The organism is Bacillus sp. FJAT-27445 (assembly GCF_001510665.1).
In the GTDB taxonomy this organism is placed as follows: Bacteria; Bacillota; Bacilli; order Bacillales; family Cytobacillaceae; genus Bacillus_D.
Window position 1 is genome coordinate 772,461 of sequence record NZ_LMTI01000001.1, and the last position, 17,468, is coordinate 789,928.

A 17,468-nucleotide genomic window follows, 5' to 3' on the forward strand; every position below is an offset into this window, starting at 1 on the left:
AGCTGCAGCGTGCAGCTCCCCTTTTATTTGAAATGCTTCTGTTTGATCAGGAATTCATGGATAGATGGATTATCCAGCTCGAAGTACGGACTGGAAACATATTGGATGTCTCCGCTCTTCCCTTTGATGTAGGTTGGCTCGTCAAATGCAATCAATTCCCTTATTGCTGAATGGGATATGCTTGTCATGATAAAGATTTTGTTATACAGTGTTTCATCCTTGAACAAGGCATGAACAAGAAACGCTAACCTTTCGAGAATATCATTTGGCTGGAATTCATCGAACTCGCTCACTTCAGCAAAGAATTGTTTTGTCTTATTATTATGAAGTCCAATCAGGATGTACGGTTTTATTGTAAAAAAGGGTTTAAAAATCACTTCATAATCGCATTCCTGTAATTCATCAAAGGAATCCTGAACTAGTGTATCGGGAAAAAATCCTCTTTCAAAGGAAATCGCGATGTTCAAATAATCAGGTTCCCCATCATCCTCAAACTCTTCCTCGGTTTCAGTCTCATAAACAGTTTCAGCATAAACATCATATTCATCCAAATCTTCCAGATCCATCTCTAGAACCTGTCCGGACATATCGTTGACGATCATAGGCAAAAAAGGGGTTAACAGGCCAAGGACATGATCATAAAATGGGAACTTGGTGTCTATAGTCAATTTATCTCCTCCCCGCTAAAATGACTGCTGTACATTTAATCTACCCATTCTGATTTGATTCACACCTTCTTGAAGAAATTGGGGTAAAACAAAAACGCTCTCATCTTGAGAGCGCCATTCCATCTTAACCTGATTTTTGTTTCTTCCATACCTTATGATGCAAGATGAGCGTGACGGTTCCGATGATGAGAACGAAAGCAATGCTGACAAAAAATCCAAATCGGATCTCACTTTCAGCCAGGGTCCCGCTAGCTGCGGCCAGAAGCAATAGCAATCCAGTAAAGGCCAGTGCCTTCCCCCCTTTGCCCGTTTCGAGAATCCGAAGGGCGGAAAGGATGATAAATGCCCAGTTAAATAAAATGAGGATTCCGGCCGCGGTTGTAATGTATTCGTAAATCGTTCCTGGAAGGAGTAATGCCGTAATGATGGATGCCACCAGACCCGCTGTTGCAAGGGCAAGCGATGGTAGGGGTACATTTTTCCACTTTATTTTTTTTCCGAAAAATGCCGGGGCGTCCTTGCTTTCCGCTAATGTAACCAAAAGGGTAGTAACGCCAAATAAGGAAGCTGTCATCGTTGAAAAGCCCGCCAAAATAATCGCGGCATTAAACACATGGGGAAAGAATGACAGATTGTAATGCTCCATCGCGGTGACGAAAGGGCTCTCTTTATCACTAAATTCAAAGTGATTGGCCATAATGACAGCAAAGCCCAAAGAAAGGACATAGATGGTAACAAGGACGATCAGCATTATAATTCCGGCTTTCGGCGCATCCTCTTTCTTTTTAAGCCTAGTGGCCATTAAGCCGATTACTTCAATTCCTCCATAAGCGTAATAAGCATAAATGAGCGATGACCAGAACCCGGTCAGCCCATTTGGGAAAAAGCCGTTGATGGATCCGGGGATTCCTGGATGCTTGACATTTCCATGGAGAATTCCCCCTAGTGCCAGAGCAGCAAGGATGATAAACATGAGAATCGCGGAGGTCTTTATGATAGCCAGCAAATTCTCTACCTTGTCGAACCCCTTGTTACCAGTCACGACAACGAGAATGGAAAGCACGGCGTATCCTGAGGCAAACAGCCATAAAGGAATATTAGGGAACCAAAACCTCGACAAAATGGAAAGTGCGGTCAATTGGCTCCCCATGATAAGAATATTCGAGCTCCAATAATTCCAGCCGCAGCTAAAGCCAGCCCACTGCCCATAAGCCTTTCCCGCATAGTAGCAGAAGGAGCCATCCTGCGGGTCCTTCGCTGTCATTTTTGCCAATAGGCTATAGACAGTAAATGTTCCGAATGCAGCCAATAAAAAGGAAAATACAATGGATGGGCCGGTTGTTTTAATGCCGATCGCAGAACCTAGAAAAAAACCCGTTCCAATTGTACAACCTATCCCAATCAACGACAACTGCCACCATTTTAAGCTTCCCTTGCCGGTGCTTTTACCCTTTCTTCCTGAATTGGCCGAAGGGAAATAAAAATCCATGTCTTGCCTCCTTTAGGAAATGACGCTTGTTGCTTAGCAATTGTTCGCGGTAAAAGGGAGCCTAAAGAAGCTGCTATTCCTCCTTCTCATCTTCTTCTTCCTCCTGTGCAACAGGTTTACCTGCATTCCGTTTTACTGTTCTGTACATAGCGGTCGTCATGCTTCCCTGGACAATATTTTCCAAAAAGAAAGGGGTGAAGATTTCCTTGAATTCGTCATCGTCAAACATTTTTCGATTTTGCAGCTCCATTTCCGCTAGCCCTTCATACTTGGAGAGCAGCACGTAGGAATAATCCCTTCCTGCTATCGGGGACAAAAGCTCCACCTTATGGCTGTAATGGTCATTTCGATAATTGACGATTTTTTCAAGATTGGCAAATGCCTCCGTAAACTTTTCCTGCCTTATTTCAAATGTTTGATATACATAGACAGTCATGGCAACCTCCTGATTTCTATAAAAACGGCCAAGCCGCTGCTTTTTGGTAATCTGTCCAAGATATAGGGATTATTTGGATTATTTTAAAAAAAGGCCATAATGGCCCAGAGTATATGCATGGCAGCTTAACTAGACTTAGTTAAATCCCTTTTTTGTCACAATAATCATCAACAATTTCTTCTATTTCATTCAAAACGGGGAATTTTCCGCTAAAGTTAAATTTGATTTCCTCGATGAACTCGCTATTTTTATAAACATGGATCGCGCCATCCTGGCTAATGACACTGAACTCCGGTTCAAATCGGTATCCATTTCTGTCGATCGCACCCATATTGGTATCATCTCCATTTAATTCAGATGCCTGGGCTATTGGCTTTTCCTGTTATTCTTCTTTTGTTCCTTTTCCGCGCTCGCCGGTACAAAACCATATCCGGTAGGGCTACTCTCAATCCTATTGGCGGGCCCTTTATTGGCTGGTTGTTTTCGCATCAATTAATTCCTCCAAAATTTTTAATCAAGGCTGTTTAGTCCCTCTGCTTTATCGTATTGCCCTTGACTCTTTTTTTAGTGGACTGGGGTGAATGGTGGTTTTCGCTCCCCCCATTTGGCGGGCCGAATACGTGGCTATCCGAGGTTATTTTTGCCCCTTTTAAAAAATCATCCTTTGTTTTCACTATTTCACCTCCAAGGAATTGCATATTGCCTATAGCGTATGTAAAACCCTGTATTTCTATAAGTGAATACAAAGGAGATTCCTGCTTCTTTTCATGATAAAAAGAATGCTTAGGGAGAAAAATAGGAGTGATAAAGTCAAAGAGGAGTGTTCTATATGGAAAAAAAGAATAATAATGGCGATAAACCGACCTTGGCCCCTGGCCTAAATACCGATGAAAATTTGAGCAAATCCGCAACCGAGAAGGATAAAAGGGAAGGCAATGTAACACAGGTAACAATTGCCTCCTATGATGAAGTGGACCCAAGCTGAATCTCAGATAGTACCTGCATTTATAAAATAGAAAGGAGAGGCAGCCAAATGGCACCTCTCCAATTCATTAATCCTCTATTTCTTCCTGATCCATCAATTCTTCAAATGCCTGGGCAACCTTTTCGAATTCTTCATCGGTCTGAATGGCATCCAAGTCCCCTTCTTCATCAACCTTCAGGAAGAAAATATCGATATCATCTTCCGTTTCCTCCTGCAGGTCATCCAGGAAGCCGACAGCTACATACTCTGCCCCTTCAAGGTCCATGACAGCGAGAACCTCGACCTGCTGCTCTTCGTTGTCATCATCGCTAATTGTAAAAATTTCGCCAACTTCAATTTTTTCCATAGTTTTTCCCCTCACTTTTAACAAATATGGCGTTCCTTCACTATTTTCCCATAACAGGGAGAAATAATGCCCTTAAAAATTCAATTAGGAATCAAATTCTTTAATTTTTGCAAGTTTCTCTACTAACACCATACATCTTTTATCACCGAGTTCAAATATGTACATGGAATTTTCTTTTTCAACAAGCAGCTTTCTGAACTGAATATCGCCTTCAATGCTATTCTCTTTCACCAGTTCTGTCAATTTATGATAAATTTGTTCTTTATTCGGCTCGATGGTTGAAGCGATTTTAATCGGCATGGGCATTCCCGGAATTTTATAGGTTACTAAAATCACTGTATCCAAATGGCTTCACTCCTTACATGAGCAATTCGACATCCCCTGTAATTTCCCTGCACCGGATGAAAAACTTTTTTGCCGCCCCGCAAACGTATATACTGAATGTAAATACTTTTATTGGAGAATCGTTATGGATAAAAAAGACCTGCAGGACAAAATTATCAAAAACTATCAGGCTGACGAAAAAATGATGATCCTTATTTTTGCCCAATGGTGCATCAATCATGGATTGGACCCCGAAGAACTTTATCTACAAGCTTATCCAGGGCAAAGAGAGAACCATGCTTTAAGGGAAGCTCTCGAGCTCACCGTTCCTAAGGAGGAGGCAGGCGAAATCCCTGACGATACCGTACTTGGCGTATTATCCCTTTTTGGCAATGATGACCTTGCCTTTATTGTATCCGAAGAAATCGCCAGGCGAAAGTAAAAAGGGGCTGGCGAATAACTGACAATGAATTGGACATACTAGGACGGAAAGCCTGTAGCTCAACGGTAGAGCAGCCGCGGCCTGGTCTGCCAGGCTGATGTGCATCTAGCGGGTTCGATTCCCGCCTGGCTTTTTATAAGAGGCATGCCTTTTCCCCGGCATGCCTCTTTCCATTACTCTTCGTATTCAATCGTTATGCCCGAATCATGCCTCTTCGAAAGGAGTTTATCCGCTTTCCTGAACTCTTTGGATTTAAAGACAATATCAAAATCATAATCCGGCGGATACAGCTCACTTGCAGCTATTTTAAGCTGGAGCCGTTTATGGTTGACTTGCCTTTTTTCCCCTTTCACTTGGACAATGTAATTTCCCATCTCATCCGGCCCTTTAAAAACAATTCCATATTCTTTGCCTGGAGAAAGAATGACATTGTCTCCCATGCTAAAAGAAGCGATAGCTTGTTCAGCGCCTTTGTTTTCGCTTTTCACCCTCTTCAGGTGCCTGTTAACGATGATTTGCCGTTCCATCTCCATTTGCAGACGCCGATCCGTTTCAATAAAGGAATACACTTTTTCTTCCTTGTACGTAATTCGATGCGCCCTTTCAATAAGCTGCGGATGCATTCCCAGCTTCAATGCGATTGCAAAAGCCTGGCTTCTTCCTCCCGTGCCAATTGTAAGCCGGTATGTTGGCTTTAGAGTTTCAATATTGAATTCCATGGCTCCATTCAGAAATCCCTCCTGACGATTGGCAAAATCCTTAATTTCACTATAATGGGTCGTAGCAAGCAAGGTTGCTCCTTTCGCATACAACTGCTCAAGGATAGCCGTTGCCAGCCCCATCCCTTCACCGGGGTCGGTACCCGATCCAAGTTCGTCAAGGAGGACAAGGGTGCGGTCATTTGTTTCCTTCAGGATTTCTATTATGTTCACAATCCTTGAGCTGAATGTGCTAAGATTTTCAGCAATGCTTTGCCCATCGCCTATATCAACGAGAACATGCTGGTAGACCGAAATTTCGCTTTCTTCCGCCACTGGGATAAAGAGACCTGATTGTGCCATCAGCGTCAAAAGTCCGACTGTCTTGATCGTAACCGTCTTCCCGCCAGTATTCGGGCCAGTGATAACAAGGGCATTTTCGGGGTTTCCCAGCGTAATCGTCAGCGGGACGGCCTTGGCGCCAAGAAGCGGGTGTCTGGCACCAATCAGGTTAATTTCATGCGACTCATTAATAGAAACTTTTTTACCGTTAATGGATCGGCTATATTTTGCCTTTGCGAAAAGGAAATCATAATGGACCATCGTCTCGACTGAGAGGTTGATCTTCTGCTCGTTCGCTTCTACCAGTCCTGTGAGATAAGAAAGGATTTTTTGGATTTCGGCTTCTTCATCAGATTTTAACCAGTATAGCTGTTCCTGTAAGGCTGAAATTTCTTCTGGTTCAATAAACAATGTTGATCCAGATGCCGATGTATCAAGAACAGCTCCTCTAACCTTCGCCCTGTATTCCTTTTTTACGGCGACGACGTAGCGTCCTTCCCGCTGGCTAATGATGGTCTCCTGCAGATACGCCTTGTATTTATTGGAGCGCACAAGTTGCTGAACCTTTTCTTTAAGCCGCTCCGCCTGAATCGAGATTTGCTTCCGAATTTTTGAAAGCTCATTGCTGGCATAGTCATCAATCCCGCCATGGCGGATACAGCGGATGATTTCTTCTGCAAGCGCTGGTAATTCGTCAATCGAATAAATATAACCTGACACCCTTGGCGCCACATATTCTTTATCCTTCATGAACCGTTTCATCTTCCTGCAGCAATCGAGGAAATCATAAAGCCTGCTGAATTGGTCCGGCCTTAGTGCCACCCCTTTATTCAGCCCTTCAAGCAAAGCGTTGATCCCTTCTAGCCCATGTACAGGGACGCTCGCGCTAATATTCATAATCTCCTCTGTTTCTGCAAGCTCATCCAAGAGGGCCCTGATTTGTTTTACATTTGTGGATGGATACAAATCCGCAATTCTTTTTTTCCCAGCGCCAGTTAACGCATACGAAGCTAAATCTTCTTTTATTTTTTCAAAATCCAATACTGTAAAGGTTTGTTTGTTCAATGTTTTTCCCTCCAAAAATAAAATAGCCGCGCTGAACAATGTCAACGCGGCTTCAACAAAGAAGCGGATAAACCCGCTTCCATCATCCTTTATAACCAAAATAAAAAGCTGTGCACATGGGTACACAGCTACAGTCGGTAAAAGGATTGTATGCTTGTAAGGCCATTGTTCTTAACTTTCATTCCAGGCCACACTTAAATAAGCTTTCTTTCAAAACAAATTTTGAAAGAAAACATCGGCCTGAATGAGATTATCCAATTAGCTGGATTAGTTAAGAACGGCTCCCGACATAAAACATACTCCCTTAAAAGGTTCATTTGGTATTCCCTGCCATATTATCATAATGATTATAAAAAATAAAGGGGCAACTATATTAAAAAACCTAAACGCCCGCCCGGATTTTGCGGCAAACCTCATCCCCGATTTGCCAGGTGAAGGCTGTCCCGCCGAGGTCAGGAGTCAAGACCTTGGCTTCTTCCAATACTTGCTGAAGTGATTCCATCAGGACTTCAGCAAGCGAATATTCTCCAAGATGCTCAAGCATCATTGCGGCACACCAAATTGCAGCGGTGGGATTTGCAATTCCTTTGCCGGCAATATCAGGAGCGGATCCATGAACGGGTTCAAACATGGAAGGAAACCTTTTTTCGGGATTGATATTTGCGGATGGTGCGATGCCAAGGCCGCCAACAATGGCGGCACCGAGATCAGTAAGGATATCCCCGAACAAATTCGAGGCAACGACAACGTCGAAGGTATTTGGTTTTGTGACAAAAAAAGCGGCCAGCGCATCGATATGGATGATTTCCGTTGTGATATCCGGGAATTCGCTGTTTATTTTCCTGACATAGTCATCCCAAAACGGCATTGTATGGTTAATGCCGTTTGATTTCGTTGCCGCTGTCAGCCGTTTCCTCCCTCCTTGAACGCTCGCCAGTTCAAAAGCATAGCGTAATACCCGTTCGACCCCATGCCGTGTGAAAACGGAGCTTTGGATGGCCATGTCCATCTCGGTTCCCTCATACATACGCCCGCCAATGTTCGAGTATTCGCCTTCGTTATTTTCACGGATAACTGTAAAGTTGAGATCGGCGGCTGTCCTTTTTGCCAGAGGCGATTGAATTCCCCTTAATAATTTCACCGGCCGGAGATTGATGTATTGCTGAAACTCCCGGCGGATTGGCAAAAGAAGGCCCCATAGGGATATATGGTCTGGTACACCAGGGTAGCCCACGGCCCCGAGATAAATAGAATCAAAGCTTTTCAGGGTATCGAGGCCCTTTTCCGGCATCATTTTCCCGTTTTTCAGGTAATACTCACAGCTCCAATCAAATTCCGTATAGTCTAATTTGATACCGCCATCCAGCTCGCTTAACGCATTAAGAACTTTTCTTCCTTCCATAATGACATCTACACCAATCCCGTCACCAGGGATGAGGGCAATGGAATAATGCCTCGTCATTTCACACCGCCTTTTTCGTTAAAAACTTCGGGGTTCCCTACAAAATCAGGTTTTCCGCCATTTACTGCTTTCAGGATATTTTTCGCCACTGTAGTTGACATAATATAATTACATTCAACAGTCGTTCCGCCGATATGGGGAGTGACAATTACATTTGGCAACGACAAGATGGGATCGTCAGCCTTTGGCGGTTCCGGGTCAAATACATCCAACGCTGCCCCGGCGATTTCCCCACCTTTCAATGCGTTGTACAAATCAGTCTGGTTTACAATGCCTCCCCTTGCCGTGTTTATAAGGTACGAGGTTGGCTTCATTAAAGCCAGCTTCTCTTTTCCAACCAAACCGCGTGTCTGTTCGTTTAAAGGTATGTGCAGCGAGATAAAATCGGATTCCCGGAAGATGGACTCCAAATCATCTGTAATCGTGATTCCCCAGTCTTTAGCCATGCCATGCTTCTTTTCGTCGTATCGCCTGACCCAGGCCGATACATCCATGCCAAGTCCCAGCTTCAGCCGTTTGGCCGTCTCTTTTGCGATGCTTCCAAAACCGACAATCCCCGCTTTTTTGCCTTTCAATTCATAGGACTTTAGCAAGGTTCTCGCTCCGTAATTTCCACTGCTCATTTCTTCATGAAACGGGACAAGATTTTTACCTAGAGCCATAATCAGCATAACGGCATGCTCCGCTGTTGATGCTGCATTGACAGAAGGAGCATGCAAGACGGGAATCCCTTTTGAAGTCGCATAGGCAACATCAATATTATCCAACCCGACTCCAGCGCCGGAAATCGCCCTTAGTTTCGGTGCCGCGTCTATGATCTCTCTTGTTATCCTGGCTGGTGCGCGCAGGACAATCCCTTCCGCGTCGGCCGCCAATTTGCACAAATTAACTGTTTCAATGTTATCCGTCCAGATTACCTCGGCCCCATCAGCGAGAATCCGTTCGCCTTCAGGGTGGTACATGGACAGGATTTGCAGGATTTTTGGTTTTTTCATTCAACAGTCCCTCTTCTTATTAAGTTCGCATATTTTCAACGACCACCGCCAAGCCCTGGCCTCCGCCAATGCAAAGGGTCACGAGCCCGTATCGCTTTCCGCTCCGCTCAAGCTCGTGCAGGAGTTTAACCATCAATATCGCGCCTGTCGCGCCGATTGGATGGCCAAGCGCAATTGCTCCGCCATTGACATTCACCCGTTTCAGATCCATCCCCAACTCTTTTATAACGGCAAGGGCCTGGGCGGCAAACGCTTCGTTCAATTCTATTAAATCAATATCGCCTAGCTGAAGTCCAGCCTGTTTCAATGCTTTAAGTGTAGAAGGTACGGGTCCGATGCCCATAATGTCCGGAGAAACCCCGGCGGAAGCATAGCCAATAATTTTCGCACGCGGCTTCAAGCCAGCTTTTGCCGCGGTTTCGTCCTCCATCACAAGGAGTGCGGCCGCGCCGTCATTCCTGCCGCTCGCATTACCGGCTGTTACTGTCCCGCCTGCTTTGAAAACCGGCTTCAGCTGCCCAAGCTTTTCGATTGATGTGGCCCTAGGGTGCTCGTCTTTTTCGAAAAAAGAATCCCCGTTTCTGGATGTTATCTTTATCGGGACAATCTCACCATTAAATTTGCCGGCAGCAATCGCCGCCGCGGCTTTTTCCTGGCTTGATAGAGCGAATTCATCCTGCTCCTCCCTTGTAATCCTGTATTTTTCAGCGAGATTCTCAGCGGTCATCCCCATCGTCAGATGCCCATAAATCTCAATGGGCTGCGCCCTAGGCTGGCTCTCCGTATTCGAATCGAGCAGCTCGGCATTCCCCGCGCCATAGCCATAACGCGCATTCCTAAGGTAATAAGGGGCGGTGCTCATGCTTTCCGCCCCGCCAGCTACTATCAGCTTACTGTCACCGCAGGTGATTTGCTGAGCGGCGTTAACGATTGCCTGTAATCCTGATGCACATTGCCGGTGGACGGTATACCCTGGCACCTCGACAGGCAGGCCTGCTTTTAATAAAGCCAGCCTAGCGAGATTCGGTGTGTCGGAGCTTTGTTTTGCATGGCCCCAAATGACTTCATCGACTTTACCTCCCGCATCTCCTGTCCTCGCCAATATTTCACGGATGACGATTTCTGAAAGGTGGTCGGATTCCACTTCCTTCAGTGTACCACCCATGCGTCCGATTGCGGTCCGGACTCCATCGATAATGACTGCCTGTTTAAGCTCCGCCATTACTTCAAGCCCCTTTTCAGCTCGGATGCGATAATATTTTTCTGTATCTGGCTTGTACCCTCGTAAATTTTCGTAATCCGTGCATCCCGGTAAAATCTTTCTATTGGGTAGTCCTTCATATATCCAATGCCGCCATGTATTTGGACGGCCAGGTCGGCAACCCTGTTATAGACTTCCGATCCGTATAGCTTGGCAATTGCGGCTTCTTTTACAACCCTTAATTTCTTGTCGCTCATCCAGGCCACCCTGTATGTGATTGAACGCAACACTTCGATATCGGCAGCCATTTCAGCCAGCATATGCTGGACGGCCTGCTGTTCAAAAATCGGCTTTCCGAACTGCTCCCGTTTCATTGCATAATCAATGCTCATTTCAAGCAGCTTTTCAGAGGAACCGAGGTTTCTTGCCGCAAGCCCTGCACGCCCGTTCGCTAGTATTTTCAACGCATTAACATACCCTTTGTTTTCCTCGCCCAAAACATTTTCAACAGGGACTTCCAAATCCTCAAAAAACAATTCCGCTGAATGGGAGCCCCTTAGCCCCATTTTTCGTTCAACCGTTCCTAGCACAAAGCCGGGAAAAGACTTTTCCACGATAAATGACGTGATACCTTTTGGTCCTTTCTCCGGGTCAGTAACGGCCATAACGGTAAATACATGGCCACAGACAGCATTCGTAATATAATGCTTGGAACCGTTCAGAATATAGCGGTCCCCTTTTCTGACGGCCTTCGTTTTCAGTGCCGTTGCATTGGAACCCGCACTCGGCTCTGTCAGTGCGAAAGCTCCGACCCACTCGCCGCTGGCCATTTTCGGCAGGTATCGCTTCTTTTGTTCTTCTGTCCCAAGTTCAACAATACCGACCGAGCCTATGCCGGTATGGGCTCCAATCAGCGTTGTAAAGCCGTTATGCGTTTTGCCGAGCTCCTCGTATATCGCGCATTTACCGACCATATCAAGGCCGAGACCGCCATATTCATCGGGAATGCCCAAACCGAAAAGGCCCATTTCCCGGGACAACTTCACGATTTTATCGGGTATTTCATCGTTTTCTTCTATTTCCATCGCCACTTTTTCGACTTCTTCTTTCACAAATTCACGGACGGCAGCACGGAGAAGCTCAATCTCCTCCGAAAATGAAAAATCCATTCATGTTCCCCCTCTATTCATTCCCTCTTTACCATTTTTTCAGTGACGGAGAAATGCTGAACTCCGCTTCGGTCAGAGCTTTTAGATCGTCAAGGGAAGTTTCTTCGGCCAGCTCCTCAAGCACCATTCTACCTCCAGCAATTGAGAATACCGCCAGTTCCGTAACAACAAGCCTCGCACATTGAATGCCTGTTTTCGGATACGTTAATTCCCTTACTATCTTTGGAGAGCCGTCCTTTGCGATATGGGTCAGAGCAGCAATGATTTTTTTTGCCCCGGGTACAAGGTCCATCGCTCCGCCAACGCCAAGGATATCGGTACCTGGAACCGCCCAGTTTGCAATCTCTCCTATTTCACTTACCTGGAGTGCACCAAGGACGACCACATCAATATGGCCTCCTCTTATCATCCCGAATGAGTCGCTACTCGAGAAGATCGCGGCTCCGGGTTCCAGAGTTACGGGGTGTTTGCTCGCGCTGATGCAATCCATGTCCATTTCCTCGATAGGCGGCGGTGGCCCCATTCCGAGCATACCGTTTTCTGAATGAAGGAACACGCCCTGTCCAGGCTCAAGGAATTCAGGAATAAGGGTGGGAATGCCTACACCAAGGTTGACAACCATCCCTAATTGAAGCTCTTTTGCAATTCTCCTAGCAATCCGCCGCCGGGCATCAAGCTTTTTTAACATAAACGCCACCTTCCTTTACATAGCGGCTTAGGACGAGAAAGTCGACGAAGTTATGCGGGGTGACAACCTGTTCGGGATCGAGTGAACCAGCTGGAACAATTTCATCCACTTCAGCAATAACCATATCTGCCGCTGTTGCCATCGCAGGGTTGAAGTTGCGGGCCGATTTAGCGTAAATAAGGTTTCCCAACGTATCAGCCTTCACGGCTTTTATCAGCGCGGCTTTCGCCCTAATTGCCTCTACAAGGATATTCCTTTCCCCATTAAAAAACCGTTCCTCCCGCCCTTTCGCTAACTCGGTGCCTACACCTGTTTTCACATAAAAGGCGGCTATGCCGGCGCCACCCGCCCGTATTGCCTCAACAAATGTTCCTTGTGGATAAAGATCGATTTCAAGCTCGCCTTTTTTCCAAGCCTTAACAGCATCGCGGTTTGAGGTAAAGTAGGAACCAATCGCTTTTTTGATTTGCCCTGAGATAAGAAGGATTCCAAGGCCCTTGCCAGGTTCACCCAAATTATTACTGATGATTGTCAAATTTCGTGCTGATGGATTGTTCTTAATCGCATCAATTAACGTGAATGGGGTTCCGCAAAGGCCAAAGCCGCCAACCATGACAGTGTCGCTGTTCTGTATACGGGATGCCGCTTCTTCCGGTGTCAAGAACTTCTTCGAATAGACCGATATTCCCAACCGTCCCCCTCCTTTCCTGCCAAAAAAAGCGCCCTCGCCGCGAGGGCACTTCTATTCATTCCTGGTTTAAAAGCCTTGATTTTTCACGTAAATAGCTGTCAGCCTTCCTTGCGGTTGTAATCCCCGATTCGATTGCCCCATCCATAAAGCTAGCCCATCCTTTTGCAAACGTGGTTCCCGCCAGAAAAATGCAATTCTCAGGCGTGTTCCAATCCTCAAAATAACGTGTCAGCTGATTTGGCTTTAGCATCGGCCAGGCTTCCCTGGAAAAATCGTCATTTACCCAATCATGGCCTGTGCTTTCAAGAACCCTTACATCCGGCAGCCATTGGCGCAGCGCTTTTTCAACACCTTCCCGGTCATTCGGGTCAAGCCAATCCGCGCGAGGCCCAAACCCAACAATGATGCTGTCCTCGCCAACATACCTATCCAGATGCACAGAATTAAGCGGGTAGTTCCCTGGGGCAAGAGCATCGAACGGATCAAGTTTCCCCTCCAGCCGTGCCCATACTTTTACGCCTCTTGATGTTTGTCCTTCCTTTGATGCGCTGATTTTAAGCTCTGATAGAGGCGGCGAAACCTCAATTTCCTTTAGAACGGTCATCGGAACAGTAATAATTACGCTCCTCCCTTTGAACTGGTTGCCATCATGCGTTGTTACGCTCGCTCCGGATTCATCATGCACAATTTTCACCGCAGGAGATGAAAGAATGATTTCCGCTCCCGAATCTCGCGCAATGGCCTCGACCAGTGCTTTCGTTCCATCCTTAAGACTGTATGTCGAAATCATTTCACTATGGGTCCCCCAATTCCCCTGTGAAAAAACCCACCAGCGGAAAATCTGGCTTGCTGCTCCTTCACCAGGCGGGCCACAAAAGTCGGACGCTACCCAGCCATGAAGAATATCGTACTCTTCTTCTGTCAGGCCGAATTCGATCATAAATTGCTCGGCTGACTTACCGTCAATTTCCTTGATCAGCGGTGAATGCAAAGGCTGATAGGGCAAAGGTAGGTATTTCAAGCTTTCACTCATCAATTTTCCTGCAACATCCTTTATTTTGTTCCTGTATGCTTCAACTGTAGAACAGCGGGCCGTGCCGCCTGAAATCCAATACACTTTTTTGGGCTTCGGACCAAAAACAACTTCCAGGCCGTACCTCGTTATTTCAGCCCATACATGGGGCTGATGCCAATGGACATAGGTTCCGCCCATCTCCAGATCAGAATCCAGGCGCCGGTCGACCCAAGTTCTCCCCCCAAGCCTTTCACGCGCTTCCAATAGGAGTACCTTATACCCCAGCAGCCGTAATTCCCTTGCAGCAGTCAGTCCGGAAAATCCGCCGCCGATAATAATCGTGTCATAGTCCAGCCGAGTATCCTGCATGCGATTCCCCCTTGCTCTTAAAAACTGCATTTCCTATTTAAATGTATGAATAAAAGCCGTAGTTAAGTAGCAAACAGGGAGAAAATTCTTCAAAGTTGGAGTTTGTTTGGCTGAAAATTGCTTGTCTTTTTTGCCAGGGGCCAGTTATCGAAAACTTTTTGTGTTTATCGAAAACTTTTGAGGCGATATCGAAAATTTTTCCGATTTATCGCCCACTTTTTTCCGGATATCGAAAACTGTCACATTCCTGCCACAATTGCCATCCTCTTTCTATATAAAAAAGCCCACATCGCTGTGAGCTTTCCTAGTCGAATCTTCAGCGGCACCAAAAGCCCCGCTCCTTAATTACTTATTATCAATCTGCGCCCGTTGAAGCGTCCCGCTAAAGTCTACATATACCGATTTCCACTCCGTATACACGTCGAGCGCGGCAACGCCAGAATCACGATGCCCATTCCCTGTTCCTTTTGTGCCGCCGAACGGCAGATGGATTTCCGCTCCGGTCGTACCCGCGTTAACGTATACAATCCCTGTATCAAAGTCCCGCATAGCGGCAAAAACCTTATTAACATCCTTTGTAAAAATAGAGCTCGACAGGCCAAACTCCACACTATTATTCACTTCAATCGCTTCCTCCAGGCTCCCCACGGAAATAATTGATGCGACTGGCCCAAAAATTTCTTCACGGGCAATCACCATCTCCGGGGTAACATCCGTAAACAAAGTAGGTGCATAATAGTGCCCTTCCGCAAGCTCCCCAACTGTAAGTATTTTGCCACCACAAAGAAGCTTTGCCCCCTCATCCACGCCTTTTTGAACGTATTCATGGATTTTCTCAAGGGAACCACGGTTGATAACCGGCCCTACATCAACACTTTCATCCAGGCCATTACCTACCCTAAGTCCCTCAATCCGCCCCACCAGTTTTCTTTCCAATTCCTCTTTTACCGCTTCGTGCACAATAATACGGCTGCAGGCGGTGCACCTCTGGCCGGCAGTCCCGAACGCGCTCCAGACAATCCCGTCCACCGCGAGCTCAAGGTCTGCGTCCTCCAAAACAGTCACAGCATTCTTACCGCCCATTTCCAGCGAAGTCTGCTTTAAAAGGCTGCCAGCACGGCCGTTTATGGCGCGGCCAACTTCATTGGAGCCCGTGAAAGAGATGATATCGACATCAGGATGCTCGACCAGCGCATTCCCCACAACGGAGCCGCTGCCGAACACAACATTCACCAATCCCTTCGGCAGTCCCGCTTCTTCGTATACCTTCACGAACTCTGCCGCCATGAACGGGGTCTCCGATGCAGGCTTCCAGACAACCGCGTTGCCGGCAACGAGTGCTGGGAGCGACTTCCAAGACGAAATGGCAATAGGGAAGTTCCATGGAGTAATCAACCCGGCAACCCCAACAGGCACTCTAACACTCATCGCGAACTTGTTCCTTAGTTCCGACGGCACCGTATCACCGAACAGGCGCCTTCCTTCCCCCGCCATATAGTAAGCCATGTCAATCGCTTCCTGAACCTCGCCCCTTGCTTCAGCAATCACTTTGCCCATTTCGCTTGTTAAAATTTGCGCAAGCTGCTCTTTCTTTTCCTTTAGGATTCTAGCAACCTCATATAATATCTCTGCCCGTTCCGGCGCAGGAACAAGCCGCCATTTCTTTTGCGCGCGTTTTGCCGAAGCCACCGCCCTGTCTATATCCTCTGAGGAAGATTGGGCAACCTCACCAAGTATTTCCCCTGTCGCGGGGTTCACATTCTTTGTGTAACATCCAGTCGCGGAAGGTATCCATTCGCCGGCTATATAATTGTCATACCGTTTCATTACCCTCATCCCTTCCTGTCTCTCGCAATCTTGACTTTCTTTTTAATCCGTTCAATTGCCTCGTCAAGCCGTTTAGTTGGCACTGACAGGGAAATCCTGAAATACCCCTCTCCAGATGGGCCAAAGGCGCTGCCGGGCGTTACAATAACACCTGCCTGATCGAGGACAGCAGCAGCAAACTCAGCCGATGTATAGCCCACCGGAACTGGTGCCCAGATGAAAAACGTTGCCTTTGGAGGATCCACAGAAATACCAATATCCTGAAGGGCTTCAATCATCCCCTTCATTCGGGAAAAGTAAACCTGATTGTATTCCTTCACACATTGTTGGTTTGAGGTGAGCGCATGCGCACCAGCCAATTGGATCGGAGTAAATTGCCCGGTATCCGTATTGCTTTTATAAACGGCCAACGCTTTGATCGCTTCCTTGTTGCCGACAACATACCCGATTCTCCAGCCAGTCATGCAGTATGTCTTCGATAACGACCCGAACTCGACCGCCACATCCTTAGCTCCTTTTGCCTCCAAGATGCTCGATGCTTTGTATTCTCCAAAAGTCACCATATTGTAGGCGGAATCATGGGCGATGATAATATCCTTCCTTTTGGCAAAATCGACCGCTTTTTGAAAAAAATCGCTGTTCGCAACGGCTGAAGTTGGATTTCCCGGATAATTCAGGAACATCAAACGAGCTTTCTCAAGAACATCCTCCGAAATATCATCAAAAATTGGCAAAAAGCCATTCTCTTTCGTCATCGGCATGTTATAGTACGTTCCTCCCGCGAGGAGAGTCGCCATTCGATATGGCGGATAGCATGGGTCTGGGACTAGGACATGCTCACCGGGGTCTATCAAGGCTGGAACAAGATGCGTTATCCCTTCCTTGGATCCTATCAAAGCGAGGACTTCGGTATCAGGATCAAGATCTATCTTATAATTCCTCCTGTAAAAGTCCGCTACCGCCTTCCTGAAGCCGGGGTGGCCGGCAAAATTCGGATAACGCAAATTTTCCGGCTTCCTTGCTTCTTCTATAAGTTTATCGACAATATGATCCGGAGTTGGCAGGTCGGGATCCCCGATTCCCAAATCAATCACATCGATTCCCGCTTTGGCCATTGCCGCCTTTTTCTTCCCAAGTTCGGCGAACATATACGGAGGGATTTGGCCCATCCTTTCAGACTGGTATCTCATTCGCTTTCCCCCTTTTCAATAGGTGTTCCCTAAAGAAAAAGTATGGAAAAAACAAGTGAGTATGCC

General features: G+C 46.6%; 20 protein-coding genes and 1 tRNA gene. 3 read left to right on the forward strand and 18 right to left on the reverse strand.

The window, feature by feature from the left end; genetic code table 11:
• Nucleotides 1-23: 23 nt before the first annotated feature.
• The 6 genes from AR337_RS03845 to AR337_RS23040 form a co-directional block, all read right to left on the reverse strand.
• Nucleotides 24-668: a hypothetical protein gene (locus AR337_RS03845; RefSeq protein WP_059170671.1), complete on the reverse strand. Its 645-nt coding sequence runs from the start codon at nucleotides 666-668 to the stop codon at nucleotides 24-26.
• Between the two features lie 124 nt (nucleotides 669-792).
• On the reverse strand, nucleotides 793-2,157 hold the full coding sequence (locus tag AR337_RS03850) for an amino acid permease (RefSeq protein WP_059170672.1): 1,365 nt from the start codon (nucleotides 2,155-2,157) through the stop codon (nucleotides 793-795).
• 73 nt (nucleotides 2,158-2,230) lie between these two features.
• The gene (locus AR337_RS03855) at nucleotides 2,231-2,593 is read right to left on the reverse strand and encodes a hypothetical protein (RefSeq protein WP_059170673.1); all 363 of its coding nucleotides are present in this window, start codon (nucleotides 2,591-2,593) and stop codon (nucleotides 2,231-2,233) included.
• Between the two features lie 139 nt (nucleotides 2,594-2,732).
• A complete protein-coding gene (locus tag AR337_RS03860; protein ID WP_059170674.1) occupies nucleotides 2,733-2,924 on the reverse strand; it encodes a YbxH family protein in 192 nt (63 codons plus the stop codon).
• 35 nt (nucleotides 2,925-2,959) lie between these two features.
• Nucleotides 2,960-3,082, reverse strand: coding sequence for a hypothetical protein (locus tag AR337_RS23905; RefSeq protein WP_301335703.1), 123 nt, complete (start codon nucleotides 3,080-3,082; stop codon nucleotides 2,960-2,962).
• Between the two features lie 35 nt (nucleotides 3,083-3,117).
• Nucleotides 3,118-3,267: a hypothetical protein gene (locus AR337_RS23040; RefSeq protein ID WP_156424301.1), complete on the reverse strand. Its 150-nt coding sequence runs from the start codon at nucleotides 3,265-3,267 to the stop codon at nucleotides 3,118-3,120.
• A 155-nt stretch (nucleotides 3,268-3,422) separates the two neighbouring features.
• Between AR337_RS23040 and AR337_RS23440 the strand changes: the two genes are divergently transcribed.
• Entirely contained in the window at nucleotides 3,423-3,578 is a 156-nt protein-coding gene (locus tag AR337_RS23440) for a hypothetical protein (RefSeq protein WP_172797496.1), read from the forward strand.
• Nucleotides 3,579-3,645: 67 nt separating this feature from the next.
• Here AR337_RS23440 and AR337_RS03865 read toward each other — a convergent pair whose 3' ends face one another.
• Nucleotides 3,646-3,924, reverse strand: a complete 279-nt coding sequence (locus AR337_RS03865; RefSeq protein WP_059170675.1) for a DUF1292 domain-containing protein — start codon at nucleotides 3,922-3,924, stop codon at nucleotides 3,646-3,648.
• Nucleotides 3,925-4,008: 84 nt separating this feature from the next.
• Nucleotides 4,009-4,269, reverse strand: coding sequence for a hypothetical protein (locus AR337_RS03870; RefSeq protein ID WP_059170676.1), 261 nt, complete (start codon nucleotides 4,267-4,269; stop codon nucleotides 4,009-4,011).
• 124 nt (nucleotides 4,270-4,393) lie between these two features.
• Here AR337_RS03870 and AR337_RS03875 point away from each other — a divergent pair, with 124 nt between their 5' ends.
• A complete protein-coding gene (locus AR337_RS03875) occupies nucleotides 4,394-4,690 on the forward strand; it encodes a hypothetical protein (protein WP_059170677.1) in 297 nt (98 codons plus the stop codon).
• Nucleotides 4,691-4,738: 48 nt separating this feature from the next.
• A tRNA-Thr gene (locus AR337_RS03880) sits at nucleotides 4,739-4,823 on the forward strand.
• A gap of 40 nt (nucleotides 4,824-4,863) precedes the next feature.
• Here the strand turns inward: AR337_RS03880 and AR337_RS03885 are convergent.
• From AR337_RS03885 to AR337_RS03930, 10 genes are all read right to left on the reverse strand, one after another.
• Nucleotides 4,864-6,795 carry an endonuclease MutS2 gene (locus AR337_RS03885; RefSeq protein WP_059170848.1) on the reverse strand — a complete coding sequence of 644 codons (1,932 nt, stop codon included), beginning with the start codon at nucleotides 6,793-6,795 and terminating at the stop codon, nucleotides 4,864-4,866.
• A gap of 382 nt (nucleotides 6,796-7,177) precedes the next feature.
• Nucleotides 7,178-8,257, reverse strand: coding sequence for a tartrate dehydrogenase (locus AR337_RS03890; protein WP_059170678.1), 1,080 nt, complete (start codon nucleotides 8,255-8,257; stop codon nucleotides 7,178-7,180).
• On the reverse strand, nucleotides 8,254-9,252 hold the full coding sequence (locus tag AR337_RS03895; protein ID WP_059170679.1) for a hydroxyacid dehydrogenase: 999 nt from the start codon (nucleotides 9,250-9,252) through the stop codon (nucleotides 8,254-8,256). The genes AR337_RS03890 and AR337_RS03895 overlap by 4 nt, the downstream gene beginning before the upstream one ends.
• A gap of 19 nt (nucleotides 9,253-9,271) precedes the next feature.
• Nucleotides 9,272-10,474, reverse strand: a complete 1,203-nt coding sequence (locus AR337_RS03900) for a thiolase family protein (protein WP_059170680.1) — start codon at nucleotides 10,472-10,474, stop codon at nucleotides 9,272-9,274.
• Nucleotides 10,474-11,622: an acyl-CoA dehydrogenase family protein gene (locus AR337_RS03905; RefSeq protein WP_059170681.1), complete on the reverse strand. Its 1,149-nt coding sequence runs from the start codon at nucleotides 11,620-11,622 to the stop codon at nucleotides 10,474-10,476. The genes AR337_RS03900 and AR337_RS03905 overlap by 1 nt, the downstream gene beginning before the upstream one ends.
• Nucleotides 11,623-11,650: 28 nt before the next feature.
• Nucleotides 11,651-12,310, reverse strand: coding sequence for a 3-oxoacid CoA-transferase subunit B (locus AR337_RS03910; protein WP_059170682.1), 660 nt, complete (start codon nucleotides 12,308-12,310; stop codon nucleotides 11,651-11,653).
• Nucleotides 12,294-13,001, reverse strand: a complete 708-nt coding sequence (locus tag AR337_RS03915) for a CoA transferase subunit A (protein ID WP_059170683.1) — start codon at nucleotides 12,999-13,001, stop codon at nucleotides 12,294-12,296. Before AR337_RS03915 ends, AR337_RS03910 begins: the two co-directional genes overlap by 17 nt.
• Nucleotides 13,002-13,056: 55 nt before the next feature.
• On the reverse strand, nucleotides 13,057-14,385 hold the full coding sequence (locus tag AR337_RS03920; RefSeq protein ID WP_059170684.1) for an NAD(P)/FAD-dependent oxidoreductase: 1,329 nt from the start codon (nucleotides 14,383-14,385) through the stop codon (nucleotides 13,057-13,059).
• Between the two features lie 345 nt (nucleotides 14,386-14,730).
• Nucleotides 14,731-16,212, reverse strand: a complete 1,482-nt coding sequence (locus tag AR337_RS03925; protein WP_059170849.1) for an aldehyde dehydrogenase family protein — start codon at nucleotides 16,210-16,212, stop codon at nucleotides 14,731-14,733.
• Between the two features lie 5 nt (nucleotides 16,213-16,217).
• Entirely contained in the window at nucleotides 16,218-17,402 is a 1,185-nt protein-coding gene (locus AR337_RS03930; protein ID WP_059170685.1) for an LL-diaminopimelate aminotransferase, read from the reverse strand.
• Nucleotides 17,403-17,468: the final 66 nt, after the last annotated feature.